Raw genomic sequence first — 23,675 nt, 5'->3', positions numbered from 1 at the left:
GGTAGGCATGTGTGCACCTCCTCTAAATTCCGGGTAATGGTTCAAATACAAAGAGGGGGTCTCCCCCCTCCAAATGTTAACGGATTGGTTGATGATAATTACTGAGCCGTATTTAGTTCTTCAAACACCAGTTTCCCTGCTCCTGCTCCATCTACAACGATTTTTGGAACATCTTGAACTGGATCAAGCGTGTAATCGTAGTACTCGCGTGGATCGAGAGCGGGTTTTCCTTCCTCAACAGGACGCACTTCAGGTTCTTTACAGTAGTAAAATTCATTCTTTGCATCTCCTTCACCGAGCGTCAGATAACCTTCCACGGGACCCATGATTCTGGTGGGAAGGAACGCAATTCCCGCCTCTGCCATCACAGCACCGTATCCCATGAAGTAGTTTCCTTCAACATGGACTTTCGCTCCCATCGCTGAGGCAACACCGTAAATTGGAAAGACGTTTCCAGAGACACCTGTTCTCAGACCCATGCTGTAGAAGTTGTTGAACACGTGTGCCATTCCAAATCTAATTCTGGGCATTCTCTGGATACAGTTCTTGAAGTAGTTATGGTGGTACGTGACCTTGTAAGCCTGCCCTGCCTGTTCAGGATCTTCTTTGTCGGAGGAACCAACGAGGGAGACTTTGTCGTGATCCACAAATTTACACCATGAAACAGTGATATAGTTTGAGTATTTTGTAATATCCACTGCACCATCGTTGCCATTGACAAAGGTACAGTGGTCGATCCAAATATGATGAGAATTTTCTGCATTGATATAGTCGAAATCATACTTCTTACCTTGAGGATCGTCCTCCATGTAAAAACCCTCAAAATGAATATTTCTTATGATCACATTCTGGGCATCCTTTATCACAAGGCCACCACCGACTATCTTTGCATCGTTTATTCCCACGATCGTTTTGTTTGAAAGAACTTTAATTTCTCTCTTTGGTTCAAAAACGATCGTTCCATCAACGACTATTATGTACTTTCCTTCTGCTGTTGTGTATTTCTCCAGTTCTTCCGCTGTTCTGACAAAAACGATCTCACCACCTAGTCCACCAACTGTACCCTCCGGTAAATCCGCCGTCGGCACGGATGCAAATCCCACAGGTTTGTCATTGAGAGAAGCTTTTACAGCACCAGTTAGAACAGCTGTGAAAATAAGAAGCAATACTAAAGAAACCACACGAGAAAACCTCATGAGCATCCCTCCCTACTGAGATATCTGATGTTTCAAATTTTCACGTCAGTGATGTTACCACATTTTTTCAACTCGAGTCAATATTTTGGTTTCATAAGAACATATACAATAATTAGGCATAATTGTTCCTAACCTCTCATAATCGATTGTGTTTCAAGTTAATTGAACTTGACACAGGTGAAAACTCAGTGATAAAATCCCTTTGAAGTATCAGACATCAAATCCTATGTCAGGAGGGGAGAGTTATGCGGAAACTCAAGCTTGTTCTTTTGATCTCTTTGATACTTTTACCGGTACTGGCCAATGCCGTGAAACTCACCATATGGTGTGGAGGAGGTACCGAAAGAAAGGGTCTTGAAGCAGTAGTTGCCGAATACAAGAAATTGAATCCAGATGTCGAGATCGAACTTGTGGATGTTCCTTACAGTTCTTATGAGCAGAAAATAAGATTAGGAATACTGAGTGGTGATCTCCCGGACCTTGTGACGATTACATATCCATATGCACCTGGATACATGCAATACATGCTCGATCTGAGGCCTTACATTCAAAAGTATCTCGGAATCACACCTGATGATTTCCTAAAATCTCTCTACAATGTTGTAAGAAATCGTATAACCACAAACGATGGAGAAATCAAATATGTTCCTTTGCATTTCACAGCACAATGTCTCTGGGTAAACAAAGATTATTTCGAAAAAGCAGGCGTCCCCTATCCACCTTTTGGAGGAAGAGAAGAACCCTGGACATGGGAAGAATTCATTTTGGCTTTGAAAAAAGTGAAAGAAGCGAACGGTATTCCTTACGCTCTCTCTATGCAGAGAACTGCCGAAAGATTGTTCGCATACATGGCGATCAGAGGAGTCAAAATAATTGATGAAAATCTCGATTTTACACTGGATAAGGATCCAAGAGCAAAACAGCTGCTTCAGGATTTTGTAAACATGTTTAAAGAAGGTCTCATGGTTCCCGCCGAATGGATCTCTGCTCAGGATCCAAACATGGCATTTGGAGGAGGATTGACAGCAGTTCTGTGGGCTGGAAGCTGGAGCACAGCCGATCTTCTTTCAATCGAAGGTAAAAACTTTGTGCCAGCTTATCTTCCAAAAGATATGTACTGGCTGAGTATCGAAGGTGGAAGGTTCTTCGGTGCTTTCAAAACGGGTGATAAAGCCAGAGAAGAAGCAGCTGCTAAATTCGCGCTGTGGGCTGGCTGGAAAGGTTTCGGCTATGACATCTATTTGAAGACTACATTTCATATGTCTGCCTACAAAAATCACCATGTGGAATATGGAAATCCAATCATGGATCAGGTTCAGAAAGTCTGTGGCGATATGATAGACAACACACCGGAATGGGTTGTCACCATAAGAAATTCTGTTGTCTGGTCCAGATTACAGTCTCCAATAGTCAGTCAGATGTCTGCTCTGGTAGCCGGACAAACGACAGTGGACAATGTTATAAAGGTGCTTCGGAATGAATACGACAAAATAGTAGCAGAAGTTGGAAAGAAATAATCCCGGAGGGGGAATACCCCCTCCTTTTTCACAAAACACAAAAGACTGAGGAGGTAATTTGATGTTCTATAAGCTGGTAAAGAGCAGGTTCATATTCGTCATACCCGCGTTTGTTTTCCTTAGTCTTTTCGTTCTGATACCCATCGTCAGTGTTTTTGTTATGAGTTTTTACAATTGGGATTTACTATCTCCCCCTCAGTTTGCCGGCATCAAAAACTTTCTGATGATGTTCAAAGACAAAATGTTTTGGAATTCTATTCTTATATCACTCAAACTACTGATCATCACAGTGCCTTTCACATTCTTTATACCACTTTTTTTAGCACTTGCTCTTCACAGAGAGACAACATCTTCGAAGGTGTTAAGAGCACTCTTTTACTGGCCTTACATGATGCCAGCTGTGGCGGGAACGACCATGTGGAAATGGTTGCTTTCCTATGACACAGGATTGCTGAACTATTTGCTCAGAATTGTAGGATTGAAACCTGTACCCTGGCTCTTGTCTCCCACACCTGCTACTATGTCCATAGTATTTGTCAGAACCTGGGGAATGACGGGGTTACTTATGATGATGTTTATAACAGGTCTGCAAAACATTCCAAATGAATATTATGAGGCAGCCATGATAGATGGTGCAAATCGATGGCAGATATTCTGGAAAATCACGTTTCCTCTTTTGAAAAATACCAATCTTCTGGTCCTTGTCACGTCCATTGCGCATGTATTCAGAGATTTTGCGACTATATATGTTTTGACAGGTGGAGGTCCCGGTTATGCCACAACTGTCACACCTCTTTACATTTATCTCACTGCCTTCACCCAGTTCAGAATAGGTTATGCATACACCCTTTCTGTCGTTTTCTTACTTATATCCTTCGTAATAGCTATGATATCTCTAAGAATTAGAGAATCGAGGTGAGAAGAGATGAAAATATCTTCTATAATAAAATGGTTTTTTCTCATAACGCTCCTCATTCTTTACATGTTACCTGTGTACTATGCTATCATTTCATCTTTCAAAAGTTTGGGTGAGATCTATTCCTATCCCCCAACCATAATTCCTAAGGTATTCACCTTGAAGGCTTATAAAGAAGCCATCCAAGGGCAAGACCTTTTGACCTATCTCAAAAATACTCTATTCGTCGCAATCGTAGCAACTGTAATAACTGTCGTAGTTTGTGTAATGGGAGGATACGGCCTCGCCAAGGGTACCTTTCTCGGAAAAATAGTCCTCAACAGAGTTGTTGTAATGACACTGTTTGTCTCAGCACAGGTTATCATGGTTCCCCTCTTTGTCATGATTAAGAACCTGGGACTCATAAACAGTCTCTGGGGATTGATTATACCAGCAGTTTATACCCCCACTGGCATGTTCACCGCTATACAATACATGAAGGAAATTCCTGATGAAATACTGGAAAGTGCCAAAATCGACGGAGCAAATGAATGGCAAATTTTCTGGAGAATAGTCTTCCCGCTCTCGAAGCCACTGGTAGCTGCTCTTTCGATTTTCTCTTTCACCTGGAGATGGAACGATTTTGTTCTTCCACTCCTTGTTGTCAACAAAAGAAGTCTTTACACTCTCCAGCTTGCTCTCGCAACTATACAGGGAGAATACGGCGGAACTCCATGGAACGTGATTCTGGCCTTCTCAACTTTGACAATAATACCTACTTTGATTATTTTCCTCCTCTTCCAGAGATTCTTCATGAGAGGTATAATGGCAGGTGGATTGAAATACTGAATAAAACTCTGGAAGGGAGGAGAAAGTATGTCTTTGAGATTGAAAGTCTTAATTATAATGTTAGTCCTCGCATCTGGATTGATCATAAGCTTTGGTTTCCTCTACAATAATGTCTCTACATCGATAATTAACACTGTTAAAGAAAGCATATCAAACCAAACGAGTGCTCTCTCAAAATTCATTTCCGAAAAAATCGTGAACATCACAAACATATCAAAAGCAGCTGCCACCTATCTTGGTTCGCAATTTTTTGAGGCATTCATGATAGCGAATCAGATGAAGCCAACTGTTGAGAAAGATCAGGGAACTTTTGCTTTTGGTTTTGCTGTCCTTACCCTGAACAAAAGTGCCGCCACTGTTACCAAAGAAAGAACGGTGAGAGAAGATTACAGTAAATATGAGAGGTACGTTAAACTGGTCGAAAACAAAGATTACGTTTTGATACCAGAAACCTTTCAGGGAACGCCCGTCCTGACCGTAGTGGTTCCCATAGAAACTATGAATACCCGTACCGGGATTGTGGGTTTTGGAATAAATCTTTCCGAAAACTCTGATCTCTGGAAGGCAGTTGTAGAAGAAGGGAAAGCGAGCAAGAGCGGCTACGGGCTTCTTGTCACAAGCGACGGGAAAGTACTGATTCACAAAGACATGGGAAACTTCATGAAAGACGTGAAGGAGCTTGGAGACTTTGAGAGAGCATTCGAGGAAGCAAAGAAAGGTGGAGAGAAATACGTAGAGTACGAATACAACGGAGAGAAGAAATACACCGTGTGGGAAAAAGTGCCCGGATACGACTTCTACATCTTCTCGACGGGGTACCTGGATGAACTTCTTGCAGAAGGAAGGAAAGCGACCTTTGGGACGATAGTGACGTATGTAGTGTTTGGCGGAGTGATCTTTGCGGTGTTGTTTGTTTCGATGATGCCGGTAGTGAAGAGAATGAGGCAGCAGGTAGAGAAAGTGAAGAGATTCGGAGAAGGGGACCTGACAGTAGAGTTCGAAGCGAAAGGGAAAGATGAACTGACCCAGATAGAAGAGAGCCTGAAAGAAGCGGTACTATCACTCAAAGAGATGATAGTGAGCATCATAGAAGCTTCGAAAGAGCTTAGCGGAGCATCAGAAGAGATAAAAGTTCTCTCAGAAGAGAGCCACAAGATGTCAGAGAACCTGCACGAAGAAGCCAAGAAGATACTGGACGAGGCGAACAACATGAGCAGTGCTCTGACAGAAGTGACGAGTGGGGTAGAAGAAGTGGCAGCGAGTGCGCAGAACATCTCAAAGATCACCCAGGATCTGACAGAAAGATCAGAAGCGGTGACGAAAGCGGCAAGAGAAGGAACAGAGAGAGTAGAAGCGGTGGGAGGAGTCATAAACAAACTCAAAGGGTCAGCAGAAAGACAGAGGGACTACCTGAGAGAACTCGTTGACTCAGCCAAGACGATAGGAGAGATAGTGGACACGATCAGCTCGATAGCAGAGCAGACGAACCTACTTGCCTTGAATGCAGCGATAGAAGCAGCTCGAGCTGGGGAAGCGGGAAGGGGCTTTGCGGTTGTGGCAGACGAGATAAGGAAACTTGCAGAAGAGAGCCAGAGGGCGACAGAAGACATAGCGAAGATGTTGAGCAGTTTGAGGGCAACGATAGAACACGTGGAGAACGGCTCGAAAGAGATGTTCGAAGGAGTGGACGAGATAGCGGTGATGGGAGAAGAAGTCACAAAGAGGTTCAGGGAGATCCTTGGAAGGATAGAAGAGATCAACAGCATGATAGAGAACACAGCTGCCACTGCGCAGGAGCAGGGAGCGGCTGCAGAAGAAATGGCAAGCGCTATGGACAACGTCACAAAGATAGTCGAAGGAGTTGTGGAAAGTCTAAACAGAATGGAGTCTCTCATAGAAGATCAGACCGAATCTGCTGCCAAGGTCTTTCAGGCCGCTGAAAGACTGTCTGAGCTTTCTGAACAGCTCTCAGCACTCGTTCAGAAGTTCAAAGTGTGAGGTGAATCTGAGTGAAAAAAAGGTTCAAATACAGAACACTCGAAGAGATGCGCTGGGAAGCTATTACGTTGGGAATGGATCTTCCACTGTTGGATGATTTCGATGTTTTCAGAGATCCTGTTGATCTTGGTTTAAAGACAATACCGAACAGGTTCGTTGATCAACCCATGGAAGGAAACGACGCACAGCTCGATGGAACCCCTGGTCCCCTCACACTGAGACGTTACAGAAGACTCGCCGAAGGTGGAGCTGGTGTGATATGGGTGGAAGCCATCGCCATTTCTAGGGAAGCGAGGGGAAACGACAGACAACTAATGTTAACAGAAGAAACTGTGAACTCTTTCAGAAGCTTTGTTGCAGAGATAAAAAGTGCTTCCTTGAAAACAAACAACTTTGAACCGTACGTTGTAGCCCAGCTTACCCATCCTGGAAGATTTGGAAAGAACAGAAAGATTCTCTTCCACGATAAATTCTTGGATGAAAAATACGGTATAACAGAAGATTTCCCCCTCATGTCCGATGAAGAACTGGACAGCTTGAAAGAACAGTACCTGAGAGCTGCAAAATTCGCAAAAATAGCTGGATTCGATGCGGTTGATATCAAAGCGTGTCACAGATACCTTCTTTCCGAACTACTTGCAGCACACACACGCGAGGGAAAATATGGGGGTTCCTACGAAAACAGAACAAAACTTCTGAAAGACATCGTAAGACTCGTTAGAGAGGAAGTCGAAATAGATATTACCGTGCGATTGAACCTTTCTGACTTCATTCCTTACCCATACGGATGGGGATCGACAGAAGAAGGAACACTCGATTTCACAGAACCTGGAAGACTTCTGAAAGAACTGGAAGAACTCGGTGTGAAAATAATCAACGTGACCGCTTCCACACCGTATCTGAAACCTCATATAAACAGACCGTATGATGAAATGGGAAAGTACAATCCCCCTGAGCATCCCATCGTTGGAGCCATGAGACTTCTGAACCTGGCGAAACTGGCCAAAGAAACTCTTTCAAGAACGCTCGTTGTTGCGAGCGGCTTCACCTGGTTCAGACAGTTCGCACCCTACGTTGCAGCCGGTATGCTGAAGAACAGCTGGTGCGACCTTGTGGGTTTTGGAAGAATGACATTCGCTTATCCAGACTATCCAAAAGACATACTGACAAAGGGGGAACTCGATCCGAAGAAGGTCTGTATCACCTGTAACAAATGTGCAGAACTGAAAGCCGCGGGAGAAAGCTGTGGTTGCGTTGTCAGAGACAGTGAAGTGTACCTTCCCATATACAGAAAGATGGAGGAGAACAAGAAATCATGAGAGAGTCGATTGTTAAGTTAAATGAACACACCCTAAGAATTTTCTCTCTCAATACGATCGTGATAGGTTCTGGTGCTGCAGGTTTGAATGCGGTAGATAGGGTTTTCTCCTTTGGTCAGAAAGATGTGGCACTTTTAACTGACAACCTAAAATGGGGAACATCCAGAAACACTGGCTCTGACAAGCAAACATACTACAAGCTCACGTTTGCAGGTAATGTACCTGATTCCGTTTATGAGCTTGCTGAAACATTGTTCAATGGAGGAAGTATGGATGGTGACATCGCGCTCGTTGAAGCTGCTCTTTCGGCCCGGGCGTTTTTCAGGCTCGTGGAACTTGGAGTCCCGTTTCCCCACTCGAGGTACGGTGAGTACGTTGGATACAAGACAGATCATGATCCCAAACAGCGTGCTACCTCTGCAGGTCCTTTGACTTCCTATTACATGTGCGAAAAACTTCTGGAGGAGATTAGAAGAAAGGGTATAAAGATCCTTGAAGGTTACCAAGTGATTGGTATATTAACAGACAGGAACGGAGAGAAAACAATTGGCCTCATCGCACTCGATCTGAACAATATCGATGATCCGGAAAAGAGATACGTTCTCTTCAACGTGAAAAACATAATCTATGCAACCGGTGGACCTGCGGGAATGTTCTATTTCCACTCGGTTTATCCTCCTGTTCATTTTGGAGCCACGGGTATCGCTTTCGAAGCGGGAGTTATGGGAAAGAATCTGACGGAATGGCAGTTTGGAATCGCTTCCAAAAAGTTCAGATGGAATTTGTCTGGTACCTATCAACAGGTTATACCGAGGTACGTTTCTACGGATGAAAATGGAAACGACGAAAGAGAGTTCCTTGAAGAGTACTTCCCGGATCCTTCCACGATGCTAAACGCTATCTTCTTGAAAGGTTATCAGTGGCCGTTCGATGTGAGAAAGATAAAAAACTACGGTTCCTCTTTGATAGACATTCTTGTGTTCTACGAGACAGTGATCAAAGGTAGAAGAGTCTGGTTGGATTTCACGAAAAACCCAGGTTGGGGAAGTAAAAACGGAGAACTGGACTTCTCCCTTCTTGGAAAAGAAGCGTACGAATACCTGAAAAATTCAGGTGCTCTCTTTGGTCGACCCATAGACAGGCTTGAAAAAATGAACAGACCCGCGATAGAAGTCTATTTACAGCACGGAATAGATCTGAGAAAAGAATACTTAGAAATCGGAGTCTGTGCGCAGCACAACAACGGAGGTCTTCACGGAAACATCTGGTGGGAAAGCAATCTGAAACATTTCTTCCCAGTGGGAGAAGTGAACGGATCCCATGGAGTATACAGACCCGGGGGTAGCGCTCTGAACTCTGGACAGGTTGGAGGAGTAAGGGCCGCCCAGTACATAGTAGAGAACTACTCCGGTGATCCTCTGCGTGAAGAGGAAATTCTGGAAGAGGCGAAAGATCAAATCCTCAAAAAAATTGAACTAGGCGAAAGTTTTGTGAAAAGAATTACTGGAAAATCCAATGTGTTATCCATTCTCAAAGAGATAAGCGAGCGTTCCATGAGAAGTATGGGTATAGTGAGATCCCTTGAAGAAGCGAGAAAAGGTAAAAACGAGGCCATCAGGGATTTCAATAATCTGATTGAAAAAGTAGAACTCTCCTCTATAAGACAGCTTCCTTTCGCATTCAGACTCTACGACGTTCTTCTCGCACAATACGTGTATCTTTCAGCGGTTGAAAATTACATAGAATCGGGTGGAAAGAGTAGAGGTTCTTACATTGTTCACGACTCAACTGGAAAACTTCCCGTCCCGAATCTACCAGAGATGTTCAGATACAGCCTGGCTGGCGAATCCTTCAACAAGAAAATTCAGAGAGTTCGTTACAAAGAAAACAAGTGTGAATTTTTCTGGGATCCTGTGAAGGAAATTCCAAGGGAAGATACCTGGTTCGAAACGGTATGGAACAGCTTCATGAGGAGAGAAGTTTTCAGATGAGAAGGAGGCAACGACTCATGAAAGAAATCTCTGTGGTTCTCGTGGGTATCGGAGGTTACGGCAACAAATATGTAGAGTACATACTGAGAGAAGGAAGAGAAAAAGGTGTTCGAATATCTGGTGTAGTGGATCCGTATCCACAGAATAGCAGGTTCTACGATGAACTTCGTTCGTTAAATGTTCCTATGTACAGTACACTCGAAGAATTTTATTCTCACCATACAGCGGATCTTGCTATCATTTCTTCTCCTATCCATTATCACTGCGAGCAAACCTGCACGGCAGTCAGAAACGGAAGTCACGTGCTCTGTGAAAAACCCGCTGCGGCTACTGTAAAGGAAGTAAAAAAGATGATCGAATGCAGAGAAAAATACAGAAAGATCGTAGCGATAGGTTATCAGTGGTCCTACAATCCTGCGGTTCTCAAGCTCAAGGAGGATATTCTCGCTGGAAAATTTGGAAAGCCGGTTCTTTTTAAAACTCTTGTCCTCTGGCCAAGAGATACGGCTTATTACAGAAGAAACTCCTGGGCAGGAAAATTGAAGGTGAACAATCGATGGGTTTTAGACAGTGTGGCAGGAAACGCTACAGCACACTTTCTGCACAACATGCTTTTCTTGCTGGGCGAAAAAATGGAAGAAAGTGCGTATCCTGAAAGTATGGTTGCGGAACTCTACAGAGCCAACGACATAGAAAGTTTCGACACTTGTGCTTTGAAAATGACTGTGAGAAAGATACCCGTTCTTTTCTTCGCAACACACGCTGTAAAAGAACGTAAAGGACCTGTTTTTGAATACAGATTTGAAAAGGCCCGGGTCATATGTAATTACCCGGAATATCCTGAAAGTGAAGAGAATCTTCTCGTTGTTTATGAAGATGGTAGAAAAGAGATTTACGGTCCAACAGATCATGGTAGTATGAGAAAACTCTGGGTTGTGGTAGATGCAGCGAGGGGGCGAAAGGAATTCATCTGTACCCTTGAATCGGCCATGGCCCACACAATTGCTATAAATGGAGCACACGTTTCCATGAAAGAAATCCAGGATTTTCCAACAGAACTGAAAAGAGTAGAGGGAGAACCTCCTATGATTTGGGTAGAAGGATTAAAAGAGGCCATGGAGAGAGCCTACGAGGAGGAAAAAATCTTTTCTGAACTGAATCTACCGTGGGCGAAGCGTGGTGAAGAAGTAAAGCTTGAAAACTTCGAGGGGCTCGAAGGGGAGATAACATGCTGAAGATATGCGTAATTGGCTCCTCTGGTCATTTCAGATATGCTTTAGAAGGACTCGACGAGGAGTGTTCCATTACCGGGATCGCACCAGGGGTACCAGAAGAAGATTTGTCAAAGCTGGAAAAAGCTATATCTGAAATGAACATAAAACCGAAGAAATACAACAACTGGTGGGAAATGTTAGAAAAAGAAAAACCCGATATTCTGGTTATAAATACCGTTTTTTCTCTGAACGGAAAGATCCTGCTAGAAGCTTTAGAGAGGAAAATCCACGCCTTCGTAGAGAAACCTATAGCTACCACCTTTGAAGATCTGGAAAAGATCAGGTCTGTCTATCAGAAGGTGAGGAACGAGGTTTTCTTCACAGCCATGTTTGGTATTAGATACCGGCCACATTTTCTCACCGCCAAAAAACTTGTCAGTGAAGGTGCTGTGGGTGAAATCAGACTTGTGAACACACAGAAGTCATACAAACTCGGACAAAGACCAGATTTTTACAAAAAGAGGGAAACATACGGAGGGACCATTCCCTGGGTTGGAATACACGCGATTGACTGGATCCACTGGATCACCGGAAAAAAATTTCTCTCCGTTTATGCTACTCACTCACGTCTTCACAATTCAGGCCATGGAGAACTCGAAACGACAGCACTCTGCCACTTCACATTGGAAAACGAGGTTTTCGCCTCTCTTTCCATAGATTATCTCAGACCCCAGGGTGCCCCTACCCACGACGACGACAGAATGAGAATAGTGGGAACCAGAGGAATCGTAGAGGTCATTAATGAAAGAGTGTTTCTCACTGACGAGAAAGGACACAGAGAAGTACCACTCGTTGAAAAAGGGCAGATTTTCGAAGATTTCTTGAGGGAAATTCGTGGTCAAGGAAAGTGTATGGTAACACCGGAAGACTCCATTCTCACCACCGAGATCGCATTAAAAGCAAGACTTTCAGCAGATACAGGGCAGATCGTTCTGATCTGAAGGAGGAAAAAGAATGCTCTACACGACGTTCTCGGCGATAATCCCGTCTTTTCTCATCATACTCATCGGCTACACAGTGGGGAAAATCTTTTCTGAAGAAACAATGGGTCTTGCTTCAAAAGTTGCAATCTGGGTCATGGTTCCAACGGTAACGTTTACCTTCATAAACGAGTACACTCCCAGTTTTTCAACTCTTGGAGAATTCGGACTTGGAGTGGCTATTATTTTTGTTATCTTCTATCTTTATTCCAGACTCTTCAAGGAGAAAAAAGAAGTGATTCACGTCACCGCAGTTACCGCAAACGTTGGCTATTTGGGATATCCTATCCTTCTTTCTTTGTGGGGAGAAGAAGCACTTTCTCTCGGAGTTGTTTACGCCACCCTGAACATCATCATGTTCTCCGCCGTTCTCCCTATGTTCCTTGGCGAGAAGGTGAATGTCAAAAATCTGTTCAAACTTCCCTACGTATACGCTCTGGTTGCTGGATTTCTAACTGGAAAATTGGGCTGGAGTTTTCGGGAACTTCCCGAATGGCTTGTAAATGCTATTTTGATGTTGAAGCAATCTGCCATACCGTACCTTCTTATTTACGTGGGATTGTCTGTTTCCAAACTGAAACTGGGAAGACATCTTTCAAAGATTGGCGGGATCATCGTTGTGAATAAGCTCTTCCTTGCCCCCCTCATTGCACTGGTTTTCGCTCTGATTTACGGTCTTGAAGGACTCACAGCCAAGGTTTTCGTGCTGGAAACCGCGATGCCTGCTGCTGTGAACGCAGTGGTTCTCACCTCCGCCCTCGGTGGCGATAGTGAAACAGTGAGTTATGGTGTTACTCTCACCACTTTCTTTGCCATCTTTACTCTTCCTGTCTGGGCTGTCATCCTAGAGAGTATATTTGGTTGATATTGTGAACTACCCTGCTCCATAGAAGGCAAGGCTCTCCGCTTCGACCCGTGATAGATCGTAGACCCTTTTCGGGAGCCGCCGCCAGAGCACGGTCCACGGGCATGAACTCGGACGGTTCCTGTTTCTATCGTGATGCGCTCCACATGCGGTTCACGTCCATTCTCTAACATTAAAGCACCTTGTAGAAGATGGAGTCCTCTTTGCAAGTCTTAATAAAAATTTTTCTATACTTCGTGAAAAATTTAACAATTAAGGTTGATAATAATGGTAGGAGGTGATAATCATGATAACAACCACCATATTTCCAGGTAGATATGTTCAGGGGGCAGGTGCTATCAACATTCTAGAAGAAGAACTTTCTCGTTTTGGAGAAAGGGCATTTGTGGTGATCGATGATTTTGTGGACAAAAACGTGCTAGGAGAAAATTTCTTCAGCTCTTTCACAAAAGTCAGGGTAAACAAACAGATCTTTGGTGGAGAGTGTTCAGACGAAGAGATAGAGCGACTTTCAGGTCTTGTTGAAGAAGAAACAGACGTGGTGGTGGGCATAGGTGGCGGAAAAACACTCGATACCGCTAAAGCGGTCGCCTATAAGTTGAAAAAGCCTGTTGTGATTGTTCCAACTATTGCCTCTACAGATGCTCCATGCAGCGCCCTTTCCGTGATTTACACACCAAACGGGGAATTCAAAAGATACCTGTTTTTGCCAAGGAATCCAGATGTCGTTCTGGTAGACACGGAGATTGTGGCGAAAGCCCCCGCGAGGTTTCTTGTTGCCGGAATGGGAGATGCCCTTGCCACGTGGTTTGAGGCAGAATCTTGTAAACAGAAATACGCTCCAAATATGACGGGAAGACTTGGTTCGATGACAGCCTACGCGCTCGCAAGACTTTGCTATGAGACACTTCTAGAATACGGTGTACTTGCGAAAAGGTCGGTGGAGGAAAAGTCTGTCACACCTGCCCTTGAAAAAATCGTTGAGGCGAACACCCTTTTAAGTGGTCTGGGATTCGAAAGTGGAGGACTGGCAGCTGCACATGCTATTCACAACGGTCTCACCGTTCTGGAAAATACCCACAAGTATTTACACGGGGAAAAAGTGGCCATAGGAGTTCTCGCATCACTGTTTTTGACTGACAAACCCAGAAAGATGATCGAAGAGGTCTACTCCTTCTGTGAAGAAGTGGGATTACCCACTACTCTGGCAGAGATAGGACTTGATGGTGTTTCGGACGAGGATCTGATGAAAGTGGCTGAGAAAGCCTGTGACAAGAATGAAACAATACACAACGAACCCCAACCTGTGACATCAAAGGATGTGTTTTTCGCCCTAAAAGCAGCAGACAGGTACGGAAGGATGAGAAAAAACCTCACTTGACCTTTCTTCTTTTTTTAGTCTTGTTGTTGTCTGCTGCAAGAATCAGACGCTTTCTCAGAAGGTTGAGGGAGTCCGCATACTCATCAGCGAATCTGTCCATGGAGTTTATCTACTCCAATTTCTTTGACAAATCCCAGTTCTACAAATCACCTGGTATTTCTGTTTCGTCCAGTACCTCCACACCGTTTCTTTCCAGAACGAAAGCGGTAACTCCCTTTCCCGGAACCAATCTTCCGGAAAAACTTCCATCGTAGACGAATTTTTTTCCACAGGAGGGACTTTTAGATTTCAGAATGGCGAGGTCTACTTTCAGAAGGCGAGCAACCTTGAGGGTGGTTTCCGCGCCTTTCAAAAAATTCTCAGTTCTGTCGCTTCCAAACTCATCGAGAACTCTTTCCTTCCCGGTCCATCCACAGCCTCCATAAATCTCACACCGGGGCCTTGGGGTTGGAAGACCACCAAGTTGCTCGGGACAAACAGGTATCAGATCGTGCCTTTTCAGCAGCGAAAGAACTCTTTCATCTGCCACCGAACGCCCGTCGTATCTTGTGGGAAGTCCCAGAAGACACGCGCTTACCAGGATCTTCATTCTCCACCAGTTCCTATGAGCTCTTTTTTCAACACCCAGATCTGGTTTGGCAGGTAATTGATCGGATTCACGGCTTTCTCATTCACTCTAACCTCGAAATGAAGGTGAGGCCCTGTACTCAAGCCGGTGTTTCCCACCCTTCCTATTATCTGACCTTTCTTTACGTACTGACCCTCGTAGACATCTATTTGGGAAAGATGCCCGTATATGTGTTCGTAAGAAGCGGATTTTATTTTTATCATGAGGCCGTACCCACCGTTTTTCCCGGCAAACTCCACCACTCCGCTTTCGGCGGCGAATATGGGTGTACCCTCCGGTGCCGATATATCAACTCCTGAGTGAAAGGAATATTTCCCGGTTATGGGGTGAATCCTCCAGCCAAAACCGGAGGAAATGACACCATAAACAGGCCAGATGAAAAATTTCTCGTCGTTGAACGCCTTTCCAATGATACTTTCAGGTATGAACAGCTTCTGTCCCGCATATATGGTGTAAGACTTAAGCTGATTCGCTTCCTTTATGAAAGTAGCGGTTGTGAAGAACCTTTTTGCAATAGCATCGAGGGTATCTCCTTTTTTCACTGTGTAAAGGTAGCCAGGCGGCTGAGGAATTACGATCTCCTGCCCCACTCTGAGGCTGTGAGGATCGAGTCCGGGATTCCAGTCAAGAAGGAGAGAGGGGGAAATCCCAAAGTTGAGGGAAATACTGTAAAGGGTGTCGTTCTTCTGGACCTTGTAATGAATCAGGAAGTAGGATGAAAATCCGTACACGAAAAAGACAACCAGAAAAAGCAAAAAGAAGCCTCTCTTCATCCTCCTCATCCTTTCATACGAGTTCTATCAGCTTCTCAGGTATTTTATAGGCCGGAAGGACGTAATCAGCGTAACCTTCCTCGATCACCGATTTGGGCATTCCAAAGACGACACATGTTTCTTTGTCCTCGGCTATTACCGTTCCACCGTAAAACTTGACCTTGAATGCTCCCTTGGTGCCATCTTTGCCCATACCCGTGAGAATCACAGCTATCGTTTTGGATTTGTATATCTCCGCTGCTTTGTCGAGGGTGAAATCCACCGCTGGCCTCACGTTGTTTATTTTATCAGACTTGTCCAGGAAGAAAAAAACCTTGCCGTTCTGGGCCTTCAAACCAAGGTGAAAGTCCCCGGGAGCGATATAAACAAAACCGGGCTTGACCTCTTCTCCATCTTCGGCCTCTTTCACGGTGAGTTCAGAGGTGCTATCCAGCCTCATTGCGAGCGATTTTGTGAAACCAGGAGGCATGTGCTGGACCACAACTATTGGAGCTGGGAAGTTTTTCGGAAGGTTTGGGATGATCATATCGAGCGATCTGGGCCCTCCGGTTGAGGAACCTATAACCACGATTTTCCCACTTACAGCTGGTTTGGTTATGGTGAGCCGTGAAACCTTCGGCTTAAAGAGGAGAGTGCGTGGATCCACGTTCATCGCCTGTCTGATCTTTTCCAGAAGTTCCGGGGCAACTTGTCTGAAAGTGAGAGAAACCGAACCGTGCGGCTTGGTGATGAAATCCACCGCACCGTTTCTGAGAGCTTCTATTGTGATCGCCGCGCCTTCTTCCGTCAAACTGCTCACCATGATGACTCGTGTGGGGACTTTTTTCATGATGAGTTTCAGCGCTTCAATTCCGTTCAGATTCGGCATTTCGATGTCCATGGTTATGACGTCTGGTTTGAGTTCTACAGCCTTTTCAACGGCTTCCAAACCGTCTTTAGCGAATCCCACTACCTTCATGTCTGGCTGAGAATCTATGATATCTTTGAGTACCATCCTCATGAACGCCGAGTCATCTACCACCAGTACTCTTATCACCCTGTCTGTCATTTCTGTACCTCCTCATGGAAAAAGAGATTACAGGAAAGAATATCAAAACACCAGAAACGAAGAACTTGGCAAACGAAGGTTCCCAGGAGAAAAGAGCTTTTCCCAGTATCAAAATACCCACAACCACTGAAAAAAGTGAATACCAGAGAACCACACCGGCCGCTATATCTTTCACGAGCTTTACCGATTCACTGTACTCCTTGAAGAAAAGATCGAGAAATTTTTCCACCACCGTGTTGAGAAGCTCCGCTCCAATGACAGAGAATATGGCAAAGTATATCCACAAAAGATCATTCGCACTCAACGGCAAAAAGAGAGAAAAAATAGCCACAACGATCCCTATGAAGAAATGTATTTTGAGATTTCTTTCCAGTTTTAAGGCATTTTCTATTCCTTCAAAGGCGTTTTTGAAGGATTTCAAAATATTATTCGAATCCCGCTGCAAGCCTCTTCCACACCCTCTCTGTTTTTATCTTGAACTGTTTTTCGAACATGTTGTAGCCGAACTCCAAAGCCTTCAGGTTTATGTCCCACAGAGGCCTCCTCACGTGATCTTTCAGTGCTCTTTTCAAAGAATCGAGCTTCACTATGTTACAAACTTTGGCAAGTACCCCCACCATTATGACGTTAGAAACCATAGCCGTCTTGAATTCTGAAATGGCCCTTTCTGTAGCGGGTACAAACAGAATCTTTCGGGTTATTCTCTTTACGAAGTCAGGAACGTTCTTCACAAAAGTTTGATCGAGAATGACCACACCGTTTACTTTCACCGACTTGTAAAGCTCGTCCATCGCTTTCTGATGAAGAATACACACAATGTCGAAATATTCACTCTCTGGATAGTCTATCGGTGAGTCGTCGTAAAGCACGTCGCAGTAACTGACATCTCCTCTCACCTGAGCGCTGTAAGACTGCGTTTGGACAACCCATTTACCTTCATAAACGAGAGCCTTCGCGAGTATCAAACCCGCCAGTATGTTTCCCTGTCCGCTGATACCCGCTATTCGTATGGAAACAGGCTCTGTCATTCCATCGCACCTTCTTTTCTGGTCAAACGCCTGTAAACAGTCAGAAAGTCTTCTTTTTCTTCCTCACGGAAGATTCCTATCTTTATTTTACCTTCTTCGGGTCGTTCCAGAAAACACGTGTTGTTCTTGAAGTATTCCATCATCTGATGAGGTTCGGGCATGCCGTTGTACCGTCCAAAGTAGGTGTGACAGTTCGTTAGAACGTCAACAACAGAAATTCCCCGGTGCTGAAGGGCCTTTTTTAGGACTCTCACCAGGTGATCGTAGTGATAAACGGTACTTCTCGCAACGAAAGTGGCTCCAGCGGAGAGAGCTATCTCCACCGCGTCGAACGGTTTTTCAAAGGCCCCAAGAGGAGTTGTCGAAGTCTGATAATACTGAGGAGTCGTTGAAGAAACCTGGCCACCTGTCATGCCGTATATCATGTTGTTGAAAATGACAACGGTTATATCTATGTTCCTCCTACACGCGTGTATGAAATGGTTCCCACCTATCGAGAGAATGTCTCCGTCTCCTCCCATCACAACCACTTCGAAATCCGGCTTTGCCAGCTTCACTCCCGTTGCGAAGGCGATTGCCCTTCCATGAAGGGTGTGCAACGTGTTGAAATCGAGGTACCCTGTAGCCCTCGAGGAACAACCGATTCCAGACACCACAGCCACTTTTTCTTTTGGAAGTGCGAGGTCATCCACGGCTTCCAGGAACGCTTTCAGGACTATTCCGTTCCCACAACCCGGGCACCAGACGCTCGGCCACCTGCCCGGCCTGAGGTAAGAAATGAGTCTTTCCGTCTTCACATCTCATCACCTACAAAGCGAACACTTTCCACTCCCGTGAACTTGAAGAAGAAATCTGTCAGAGGATCAGGATAATCCTTCTCGTAAACGACTCTCTTTATTCCAGCGTTAACTATGAGTCTTGCACAGATTGAACACGGTTTGTGCGTGACATATATGGTAGCACCGTTGACCGCTATACCGAACTTTGCCGCTTGCATCAATGCGTTCTGCTCCGCGTGTAGCGCGTAGCATATCTCCTGGTGTTCTCCAGAATTTATTTCAAGGTCATCGCGGATACATCCGATTTCGTTGCAGTGGGGAAATTTCGAGGGAGGCTGGTTGTATCCGGTGGCGAGGATTCTGTGATCTTTCACAATCACAGCTCCCACTTTTCTGTGAACACAGGTCGATCGCTCACTAACCATCCTGGCAATCCTCATGAAGTAGGAGTCCCAGGATTCTCTACTATCCGGTTTCTTCTCTATTTTCAGATTGTTCAGGTATTCCTCCAGCCTGTCTTTCACAAACTCACCCTTATGAGATTGTATCACAAACAAAAGCGAGGGCTTTACGTGCCCTCGCCTTCTGTAGTATAATTTCAATCCCAGACGTCGTTTCAAGGGAGGCCGAAAAAAGGGGAGGAGGTTTCTCCTCCCGAAAGGAAACCTTATCCTATGGCCTCCCGTCCTCTTTCTCCCGTTCTGATCCTAATGCAATCCAGCAGATCCAGCACAAAAATTTTCCCATCTCCTATGTTTCCTGTCCTTGCTCCTTTTTGAATCGCCTCGATAGTTGGTTCAACGAATTCTTCATTGACCGCTATGAGAAGCATCACCTTTTTGAGAAGATTCACCTCTTCTACTTCACCTCGATACGTTTCTGTGTATCCCTTCTGTTGACCACATCCAAGAACGTTCATGACAGTCATCTTGTAAATCTGAGCATCGAAAAGTGCCTTTTTCACATCCGGTAACTTGTGGGGTTGTATAACAGCTATGATCAGTTTCATACTGTCACCTCCTTCATCTTGTGGTGAAGATTTCAAAATCAGCGTATCCTTCCATGCCGTGCTCCTCTATATCCAGCCCCTTCAACTCTATGTCTCTGTCCACCCTCAAACCAATTGTCTTTTTGATGAACCAGAAAACAAGGAAACTGGTCACTACTGTCCAGGCAAACACACTGACCACCCCCAGAAACTGAACTCCAAGTTGATGCACTCCTCCTCCGAAGAAGAGTCCGTTCACATCCCCCATCCCGCTTGCAAGAGCGTACTTGCTCTCCGCAAAGAGCCCCACGGCGAGAGTCCCCCAAGCACCGTTGACACCGTGAACGGATATGGCCCCAACGGGATCGTCGATTTTCAAAACTTTGTCGAAGAACTCAACCGCAAACACTACGAGCACCCCTCCGATCGCTCCTATGATCAAAGAACTCACAGGAGACACCACAGCACACGGTGCGGTGATGGCAACAAGGCCAGCAAGAGCACCGTTCATCGTCATACTCGCATCCGGCTTTCCATATTTTGCCCATACGGTGAACATCGCGGCAAGTGCTCCAGTGGCGGCAGCGAGGTTGGTGTTCAATATGATCATCCCTATCGCACCGTTCGTTCCGGCAAGGGTACTCCCTCCATTGAACCCGAACCATCCAAACCAGAGGATGAAGGTTCCGAGAGCAGCAAGAGGAATGTTGTGCCCGGGAATTGGTTTGGGATTACCCCGACTATCGTACTTTCCAAACCTCGGACCAAGAAGAGCAGCACCTATCATGGCAGCCCATCCACCAACAGAATGAACAACTGTGGAACCTGCAAAATCGATAAAACCTTTCTGTGCAAGCCATCCTCCTCCCCAGATCCACCTTCCAACAACCGAATAGATGATTCCTGTTATGAAACCTGTGTAAGCGAGGTACGCGGAAAACTTAGTGCGCTCTGCCATCGCTCCGGACACAATCGTCGCGGCCGTACCTGCGAAAGCCATCTGAAACATCCACATGGCAAAATCCCAGAGACCTTCTTTTGTGGAGGGATCAAAGGTGAGAGGATGTTTCCCGAACATAATCCAGTAACCGAAGATGAAGAAGACCACAGATCCGATCGCAAAATCCATGAGGTTTTTCATGAGCACATTCACCGTGTTCTTTGCGCGGGTGAAACCGGACTCTACCATGGCAAAACCCGCCTGCATGAAGAAGACCAGCGCTGCGGAAATGAGGATCCAGACCATGTCGAGTGACCAGCCGACATCTGTGACACCGTTCTGGGCGAAACCCACAGAAAGAAAAGCAAGAACTAGCAACAAGGAAAAAACTCTCTTTCGCATAAAAACACCTCCTTTTGGTAAATATGTTTGTTGACTCTTTTAAGATTAATTCTCTATCAATATGATACAAATAAACAATATTCTTGAAAAACAAAAAACAAACACCATGGGGTTCGTTTTCTTGAGGGTACAAACCCCATGTTGGATTGGATATTTATTACTAATTTCCGGGAATAAATTTCTGGAGGATTTTATATGTCTCAATACTATCAATTCAAAAAACCGCTGTCAATTATGAGAATGTTTCAGTTTGACTGGGAAGATTGTTAACACTCCGGGTTGTATAATCGTCGGGGAGGGATCGACATGTCGGGAAAATTGACCGTAATCACGGGTCCCATGTACTCCGGAAAGACAACCGAGCTTCTCTCCTTTGTGGAGATATACAAACTGGGAAAGAAAAAAGTCGCTGTTTTTAAACCAAAAATCGACAGCAGATATCACTCCACCATGATCGTCTCTCATTCTGGAAACGGTGTTGAAGCACACGTGATAGAACGTCCTGAAGAAATGCGAAAGTACATCGAAGAAGACACCCGGGGAGTTTTCATAGATGAGGTGCAGTTCTTCAATTCGAGTTTGTTTGAAGTGGTGAAAGATCTCCTCAATAGAGGGGTAGACGTCTTTTGTGCGGGGCTCGATCTCACTCACAAGCAAAATCCCTTTGAGACAACCGCTCTGCTTCTCAGTCTCGCTGACACCGTGATCAAGAAGAAGGCAGTCTGTCACAGATGCGGTGAGTACAACGCTACCCTCACACTGAAGGTGGCAGGAGGCGAAGAAGAAATAGACGTTGGAGGACAGGAGAAATACATCGCGGTCTGCAGGGATTGTTACAAAACCCTCAAAAAACAAGTTTGAAGGTGCTACCCTTTCCTTCTTTGCTTTCAAGAATTACCTTCGCTTTCAATCTGGAAGCGAGTTCTTTGACTATGGAAAGACCAAGTCCAGAACCCTCTGTGTTTCTGGATATTCTGTAGAATCTCTCAAAGATTCTCTTCTGTTCTTTTTTCGGAATTCCAGGTCCTGTGTCCTGAACGTAGATGGTTAATCTTCCTTCTTTTCTTGCACCGACGACCACTTCCCCTTTCTCTGTGAACTTCACAGCGTTGTCGATCAGATTCTCCAGTATCACCCTCAAGGTATCTTTCTCGGTTTCTAAAAATAGATCTTCTGGGCAATCTATTTCCAGCACTAAACCCTTCGATTCTGCCTTTGGTTTGAATTCATCCGCGATCTGCTGGAGAAACTCCTTGAGGTTTATTCTCTCTTTCACAACACCGTTGAAAGAACTTTCGCTTTTCACGAGAAGAAGCAGCTGATTTATTTGTTTACTCATCTTCTCGACGTTCTTTTCCATTATGCCAAGTTTGTTTTTCACATCATCTGGTAAATCTTCTCGATACTTCAAAACATCGAGACTTGTTCTCAGAACAGAGAGAGGCGTTTTCAGTTCATGGGAGGCGTCCATCGAGAATCTTTTCAGGCTGTTGTAGGCATTCCTCACGGGAAGCAGAGCCAGGCTGGACACGAAATATCCGAATACAGCGGCTCCCCCCGCAGAAAACAGAATCACGAGCAAATACATGGAAAGAAGTCTTCTGCTTCGCTCTATGAGATCGGAGATGTCCTTTCCCACCCTCAGGAATATTGTGGTGTCTCCCAGATCTATCTTTTTGGTGAAAATCCTGTAGTTCCCTTCCGTGGAAAACCCCTCTTCCACGGGAGTTTCGGGAGTTCCTATCTGTTCTCCCACCTCCAGAAAGACCTCTCCCGAGGGAAACAGGAACTGGAACGCTTCACCACGTGGAACAAAGAGAGGATCCACTCCTCTAAACGTACGGAGCATGCCCATCATTCCAGGCGCTCTCAGTCTTCTTTCGATGAGATCCGCTGTTCTCCTCAGCTCACCATCGAATTGGGTGGTTATTCTTCTCTTTTCTACAATAAAAACAGCGCCCACCGTGATGGCCACTATGAGAACTATAGAGAGTGTGAACACGGCCGTCCAGATGAGCTGTGTTTTTCTGAAGGCCTTCTTCTCATTCGTCACGGGCAACATAACCGATACCTCTCACCGTGTGAATTATTTTCCTTTTAAACCCTTTGTCCACTTTCTTCCTCAAATTCTTTATATGACTTCTCAAAACATCGGAGAAAACTTCATCATCGAAGCTCCACAGGTGTTCCTGGAGCTCCTCCTTTGTGACAACTCTGTTTTTGTTCATCACAAGGTATTCCAAAATTTGGTACTCCTTCTTTGTCAAATCTATTTCTTTACCGCCCCTGTATGCCTTTTTAGTGGCTGTATCCAAAATCAAGTCACCGCACACGAGTTTTGTGCTTTTGCTTTCGCTTTTTCTTCTGATGAGAGCTCTCACCCTGGCTATGAGCTCTCTGAGATCGAAAGGTTTGGGAAGGTAATCGTCCGCCCCCATGTTGAGACCCTTCACACGGTACTCTACATCTGAAAGAGCTGTGAGCATCAAAACAGGAGTGTTCACTCCGTTTTCCCTCATAGACTTCAGGATCTCCCACCCATCGTGGACGGGAAGCATTATATCAAGAATCACAACATCGAAAGGTTCGTTCAGAGCCATGTACATACCCTCTTCTCCATCGTAACAAACATCGACGGTGAACATTTCTTTCTTTAAAGCCTCGGCTATCAGATCGGCGAGATCTCTTTCGTCTTCTACCACAAGAACTCTCACGTTCATCACCCCGATTTTTGACCTTGATCAAATTCTATCAGTTTGAACGTGAAAAAAACGTGAAACACCACCCCTTGAACTATCCCTGTTCTTGATGTATAATTTGAAAG

At 45.0% G+C, this 23,675-nt stretch carries 23 protein-coding genes; 11 read left to right on the top strand and 12 right to left on the bottom strand.

The genetic code is table 11. The features are described 5' to 3' along the window. Window positions 1-98: 98 nt before the first annotated feature. Window positions 99-1,202: a pectate trisaccharide-lyase gene (gene pelA / locus AS158_RS08560; protein ID WP_241241275.1), complete on the bottom strand. Its 1,104-nt coding sequence runs from the start codon at window positions 1,200-1,202 to the stop codon at window positions 99-101. Window positions 1,203-1,441: 239 nt separating this feature from the next. Here pelA and AS158_RS08555 point away from each other — a divergent pair, with 239 nt between their 5' ends. The 10 genes from AS158_RS08555 to AS158_RS08505 all read left to right on the top strand — a co-directional run bounded on the left by AS158_RS08555 (window position 1,442) and on the right by AS158_RS08505 (window position 14,265). Then, window positions 1,442-2,713 (top strand): ABC transporter substrate-binding protein, encoded by a 1,272-nt coding sequence (locus AS158_RS08555; RefSeq protein WP_008192027.1) that lies wholly within the window; start codon window positions 1,442-1,444, stop codon window positions 2,711-2,713. A gap of 61 nt (window positions 2,714-2,774) precedes the next feature. Then, window positions 2,775-3,632: a sugar ABC transporter permease gene (locus tag AS158_RS08550; RefSeq protein ID WP_165304858.1), complete on the top strand. Its 858-nt coding sequence runs from the start codon at window positions 2,775-2,777 to the stop codon at window positions 3,630-3,632. A 6-nt stretch (window positions 3,633-3,638) separates the two neighbouring features. Beyond that, window positions 3,639-4,457, top strand: coding sequence for a carbohydrate ABC transporter permease (locus AS158_RS08545; protein WP_165304857.1), 819 nt, complete (start codon window positions 3,639-3,641; stop codon window positions 4,455-4,457). A 27-nt stretch (window positions 4,458-4,484) separates the two neighbouring features. After that, complete coding sequence (locus AS158_RS08540) at window positions 4,485-6,455, top strand: methyl-accepting chemotaxis protein (RefSeq protein ID WP_165304856.1); 1,971 nt, start codon at window positions 4,485-4,487, stop codon at window positions 6,453-6,455. Window positions 6,456-6,466: 11 nt separating this feature from the next. After that, window positions 6,467-7,774 (top strand): NADH:flavin oxidoreductase, encoded by a 1,308-nt coding sequence (locus AS158_RS08535; RefSeq protein WP_038051441.1) that lies wholly within the window; start codon window positions 6,467-6,469, stop codon window positions 7,772-7,774. Continuing rightward, window positions 7,771-9,765 carry an FAD-binding protein gene (locus AS158_RS08530; protein ID WP_165304855.1) on the top strand — a complete coding sequence of 665 codons (1,995 nt, stop codon included), beginning with the start codon at window positions 7,771-7,773 and terminating at the stop codon, window positions 9,763-9,765. The genes AS158_RS08535 and AS158_RS08530 overlap by 4 nt, the downstream gene beginning before the upstream one ends. Window positions 9,766-9,782: 17 nt before the next feature. Further along, the gene (locus AS158_RS08525) at window positions 9,783-11,000 is read left to right on the top strand and encodes a Gfo/Idh/MocA family oxidoreductase (RefSeq protein WP_165304854.1); all 1,218 of its coding nucleotides are present in this window, start codon (window positions 9,783-9,785) and stop codon (window positions 10,998-11,000) included. Continuing rightward, on the top strand, window positions 10,994-11,980 hold the full coding sequence (locus AS158_RS08520; RefSeq protein ID WP_004083301.1) for a Gfo/Idh/MocA family oxidoreductase: 987 nt from the start codon (window positions 10,994-10,996) through the stop codon (window positions 11,978-11,980). Before AS158_RS08525 ends, AS158_RS08520 begins: the two co-directional genes overlap by 7 nt. A 13-nt stretch (window positions 11,981-11,993) precedes the next feature. Beyond that, window positions 11,994-12,884 (top strand): AEC family transporter, encoded by an 891-nt coding sequence (locus tag AS158_RS08515; protein ID WP_004083291.1) that lies wholly within the window; start codon window positions 11,994-11,996, stop codon window positions 12,882-12,884. 286 nt (window positions 12,885-13,170) lie between these two features. Beyond that, a complete protein-coding gene (locus AS158_RS08505) occupies window positions 13,171-14,265 on the top strand; it encodes a glycerol dehydrogenase (protein ID WP_004083283.1) in 1,095 nt (364 codons plus the stop codon). A gap of 139 nt (window positions 14,266-14,404) precedes the next feature. On the opposite strand, the gene AS158_RS08495 is transcribed toward AS158_RS08505, so the two are convergent. The 9 genes from AS158_RS08495 to AS158_RS08455 form a co-directional block, all read right to left on the bottom strand. Continuing rightward, the gene (locus tag AS158_RS08495; protein ID WP_165304853.1) at window positions 14,405-14,854 is read right to left on the bottom strand and encodes a DUF523 domain-containing protein; all 450 of its coding nucleotides are present in this window, start codon (window positions 14,852-14,854) and stop codon (window positions 14,405-14,407) included. Continuing rightward, window positions 14,851-15,666: a M23 family metallopeptidase gene (locus tag AS158_RS08490; RefSeq protein ID WP_165304852.1), complete on the bottom strand. Its 816-nt coding sequence runs from the start codon at window positions 15,664-15,666 to the stop codon at window positions 14,851-14,853. Before AS158_RS08490 ends, AS158_RS08495 begins: the two co-directional genes overlap by 4 nt. Before the next feature lie 13 nt (window positions 15,667-15,679). Then, the gene (locus tag AS158_RS08485; protein WP_165304851.1) at window positions 15,680-16,714 is read right to left on the bottom strand and encodes a chemotaxis response regulator protein-glutamate methylesterase; all 1,035 of its coding nucleotides are present in this window, start codon (window positions 16,712-16,714) and stop codon (window positions 15,680-15,682) included. After that, on the bottom strand, window positions 16,677-17,135 hold the full coding sequence (locus AS158_RS08480) for a diacylglycerol kinase family protein (RefSeq protein ID WP_008191972.1): 459 nt from the start codon (window positions 17,133-17,135) through the stop codon (window positions 16,677-16,679). The genes AS158_RS08485 and AS158_RS08480 overlap by 38 nt, the downstream gene beginning before the upstream one ends. A 4-nt stretch (window positions 17,136-17,139) precedes the next feature. Beyond that, window positions 17,140-17,742 carry a 2-oxoacid:acceptor oxidoreductase family protein gene (locus AS158_RS08475; protein WP_004083247.1) on the bottom strand — a complete coding sequence of 201 codons (603 nt, stop codon included), beginning with the start codon at window positions 17,740-17,742 and terminating at the stop codon, window positions 17,140-17,142. Next, window positions 17,739-18,539 carry a 2-oxoacid:ferredoxin oxidoreductase subunit beta gene (locus AS158_RS08470; RefSeq protein WP_004083245.1) on the bottom strand — a complete coding sequence of 267 codons (801 nt, stop codon included), beginning with the start codon at window positions 18,537-18,539 and terminating at the stop codon, window positions 17,739-17,741. Before AS158_RS08470 ends, AS158_RS08475 begins: the two co-directional genes overlap by 4 nt. Beyond that, the gene (locus AS158_RS08465) at window positions 18,536-19,045 is read right to left on the bottom strand and encodes a cytidine/deoxycytidylate deaminase family protein (protein ID WP_004083243.1); all 510 of its coding nucleotides are present in this window, start codon (window positions 19,043-19,045) and stop codon (window positions 18,536-18,538) included. Before AS158_RS08465 ends, AS158_RS08470 begins: the two co-directional genes overlap by 4 nt. A 143-nt stretch (window positions 19,046-19,188) precedes the next feature. Then, the gene (locus tag AS158_RS08460; protein ID WP_011943147.1) at window positions 19,189-19,530 is read right to left on the bottom strand and encodes a P-II family nitrogen regulator; all 342 of its coding nucleotides are present in this window, start codon (window positions 19,528-19,530) and stop codon (window positions 19,189-19,191) included. A 13-nt stretch (window positions 19,531-19,543) separates the two neighbouring features. Then, on the bottom strand, window positions 19,544-20,851 hold the full coding sequence (locus AS158_RS08455) for an ammonium transporter (protein ID WP_165304850.1): 1,308 nt from the start codon (window positions 20,849-20,851) through the stop codon (window positions 19,544-19,546). Between the two features lie 306 nt (window positions 20,852-21,157). Here AS158_RS08455 and AS158_RS08450 point away from each other — a divergent pair, with 306 nt between their 5' ends. Continuing rightward, a complete protein-coding gene (locus tag AS158_RS08450; RefSeq protein WP_165304849.1) occupies window positions 21,158-21,712 on the top strand; it encodes a thymidine kinase in 555 nt (184 codons plus the stop codon). On the opposite strand, the gene AS158_RS08445 is transcribed toward AS158_RS08450, so the two are convergent. Together AS158_RS08445 and AS158_RS08440 are read right to left on the bottom strand one after the other, a co-directional pair. Beyond that, window positions 21,696-22,913 (bottom strand): HAMP domain-containing sensor histidine kinase, encoded by a 1,218-nt coding sequence (locus AS158_RS08445; RefSeq protein ID WP_165304848.1) that lies wholly within the window; start codon window positions 22,911-22,913, stop codon window positions 21,696-21,698. The two genes, AS158_RS08450 and AS158_RS08445, sit on opposite strands and share 17 nt — an antisense overlap. Further along, window positions 22,894-23,565, bottom strand: coding sequence for a response regulator transcription factor (locus AS158_RS08440; RefSeq protein ID WP_011943151.1), 672 nt, complete (start codon window positions 23,563-23,565; stop codon window positions 22,894-22,896). The genes AS158_RS08445 and AS158_RS08440 overlap by 20 nt, the downstream gene beginning before the upstream one ends. Between the last annotated feature and the right edge of the window lie 110 nt (window positions 23,566-23,675).

Source organism: Thermotoga sp. 38H-to (genome assembly GCF_011057665.1).
In the GTDB taxonomy this organism is placed as follows: domain Bacteria; phylum Thermotogota; class Thermotogae; order Thermotogales; family Thermotogaceae; genus Thermotoga.
The sequence above is the reverse complement of the archived record's forward strand: the minus strand, read 5'-3'. Positions and strand labels throughout refer to the sequence as shown.

Excerpts from the sequence above, each read along its gene's own strand:
- pelA (WP_241241275.1), bottom strand. The coding sequence starts at position 1,202 with ATGCTCATGAGGTTTTCTCGTGTGGTTTCTTTAGTATTGCTTCTTATT.
- AS158_RS08555 (WP_008192027.1), top strand. The coding sequence starts at position 1,442 with ATGCGGAAACTCAAGCTTGTTCTTTTGATCTCTTTGATACTTTTACCG.
- AS158_RS08550 (WP_165304858.1), top strand. The coding sequence starts at position 2,775 with ATGTTCTATAAGCTGGTAAAGAGCAGGTTCATATTCGTCATACCCGCG.
- AS158_RS08545 (WP_165304857.1), top strand. The coding sequence starts at position 3,639 with ATGAAAATATCTTCTATAATAAAATGGTTTTTTCTCATAACGCTCCTC.
- AS158_RS08540 (WP_165304856.1), top strand. The coding sequence starts at position 4,485 with ATGTCTTTGAGATTGAAAGTCTTAATTATAATGTTAGTCCTCGCATCT.
- AS158_RS08530 (WP_165304855.1), top strand. The coding sequence starts at position 7,771 with ATGAGAGAGTCGATTGTTAAGTTAAATGAACACACCCTAAGAATTTTC.
- AS158_RS08525 (WP_165304854.1), top strand. The coding sequence starts at position 9,783 with ATGAAAGAAATCTCTGTGGTTCTCGTGGGTATCGGAGGTTACGGCAAC.
- AS158_RS08520 (WP_004083301.1), top strand. The coding sequence starts at position 10,994 with ATGCTGAAGATATGCGTAATTGGCTCCTCTGGTCATTTCAGATATGCT.
- AS158_RS08515 (WP_004083291.1), top strand. The coding sequence starts at position 11,994 with ATGCTCTACACGACGTTCTCGGCGATAATCCCGTCTTTTCTCATCATA.
- AS158_RS08505 (WP_004083283.1), top strand. The coding sequence starts at position 13,171 with ATGATAACAACCACCATATTTCCAGGTAGATATGTTCAGGGGGCAGGT.
- AS158_RS08495 (WP_165304853.1), bottom strand. The coding sequence starts at position 14,854 with ATGAAGATCCTGGTAAGCGCGTGTCTTCTGGGACTTCCCACAAGATAC.
- AS158_RS08490 (WP_165304852.1), bottom strand. The coding sequence starts at position 15,666 with ATGAAGAGAGGCTTCTTTTTGCTTTTTCTGGTTGTCTTTTTCGTGTAC.
- AS158_RS08485 (WP_165304851.1), bottom strand. The coding sequence starts at position 16,714 with ATGACAGACAGGGTGATAAGAGTACTGGTGGTAGATGACTCGGCGTTC.
- AS158_RS08475 (WP_004083247.1), bottom strand. The coding sequence starts at position 17,742 with ATGACAGAGCCTGTTTCCATACGAATAGCGGGTATCAGCGGACAGGGA.
- AS158_RS08460 (WP_011943147.1), bottom strand. The coding sequence starts at position 19,530 with ATGAAACTGATCATAGCTGTTATACAACCCCACAAGTTACCGGATGTG.
- AS158_RS08455 (WP_165304850.1), bottom strand. The coding sequence starts at position 20,851 with ATGCGAAAGAGAGTTTTTTCCTTGTTGCTAGTTCTTGCTTTTCTTTCT.
- AS158_RS08450 (WP_165304849.1), top strand. The coding sequence starts at position 21,158 with ATGTCGGGAAAATTGACCGTAATCACGGGTCCCATGTACTCCGGAAAG.
- AS158_RS08445 (WP_165304848.1), bottom strand. The coding sequence starts at position 22,913 with ATGTTGCCCGTGACGAATGAGAAGAAGGCCTTCAGAAAAACACAGCTC.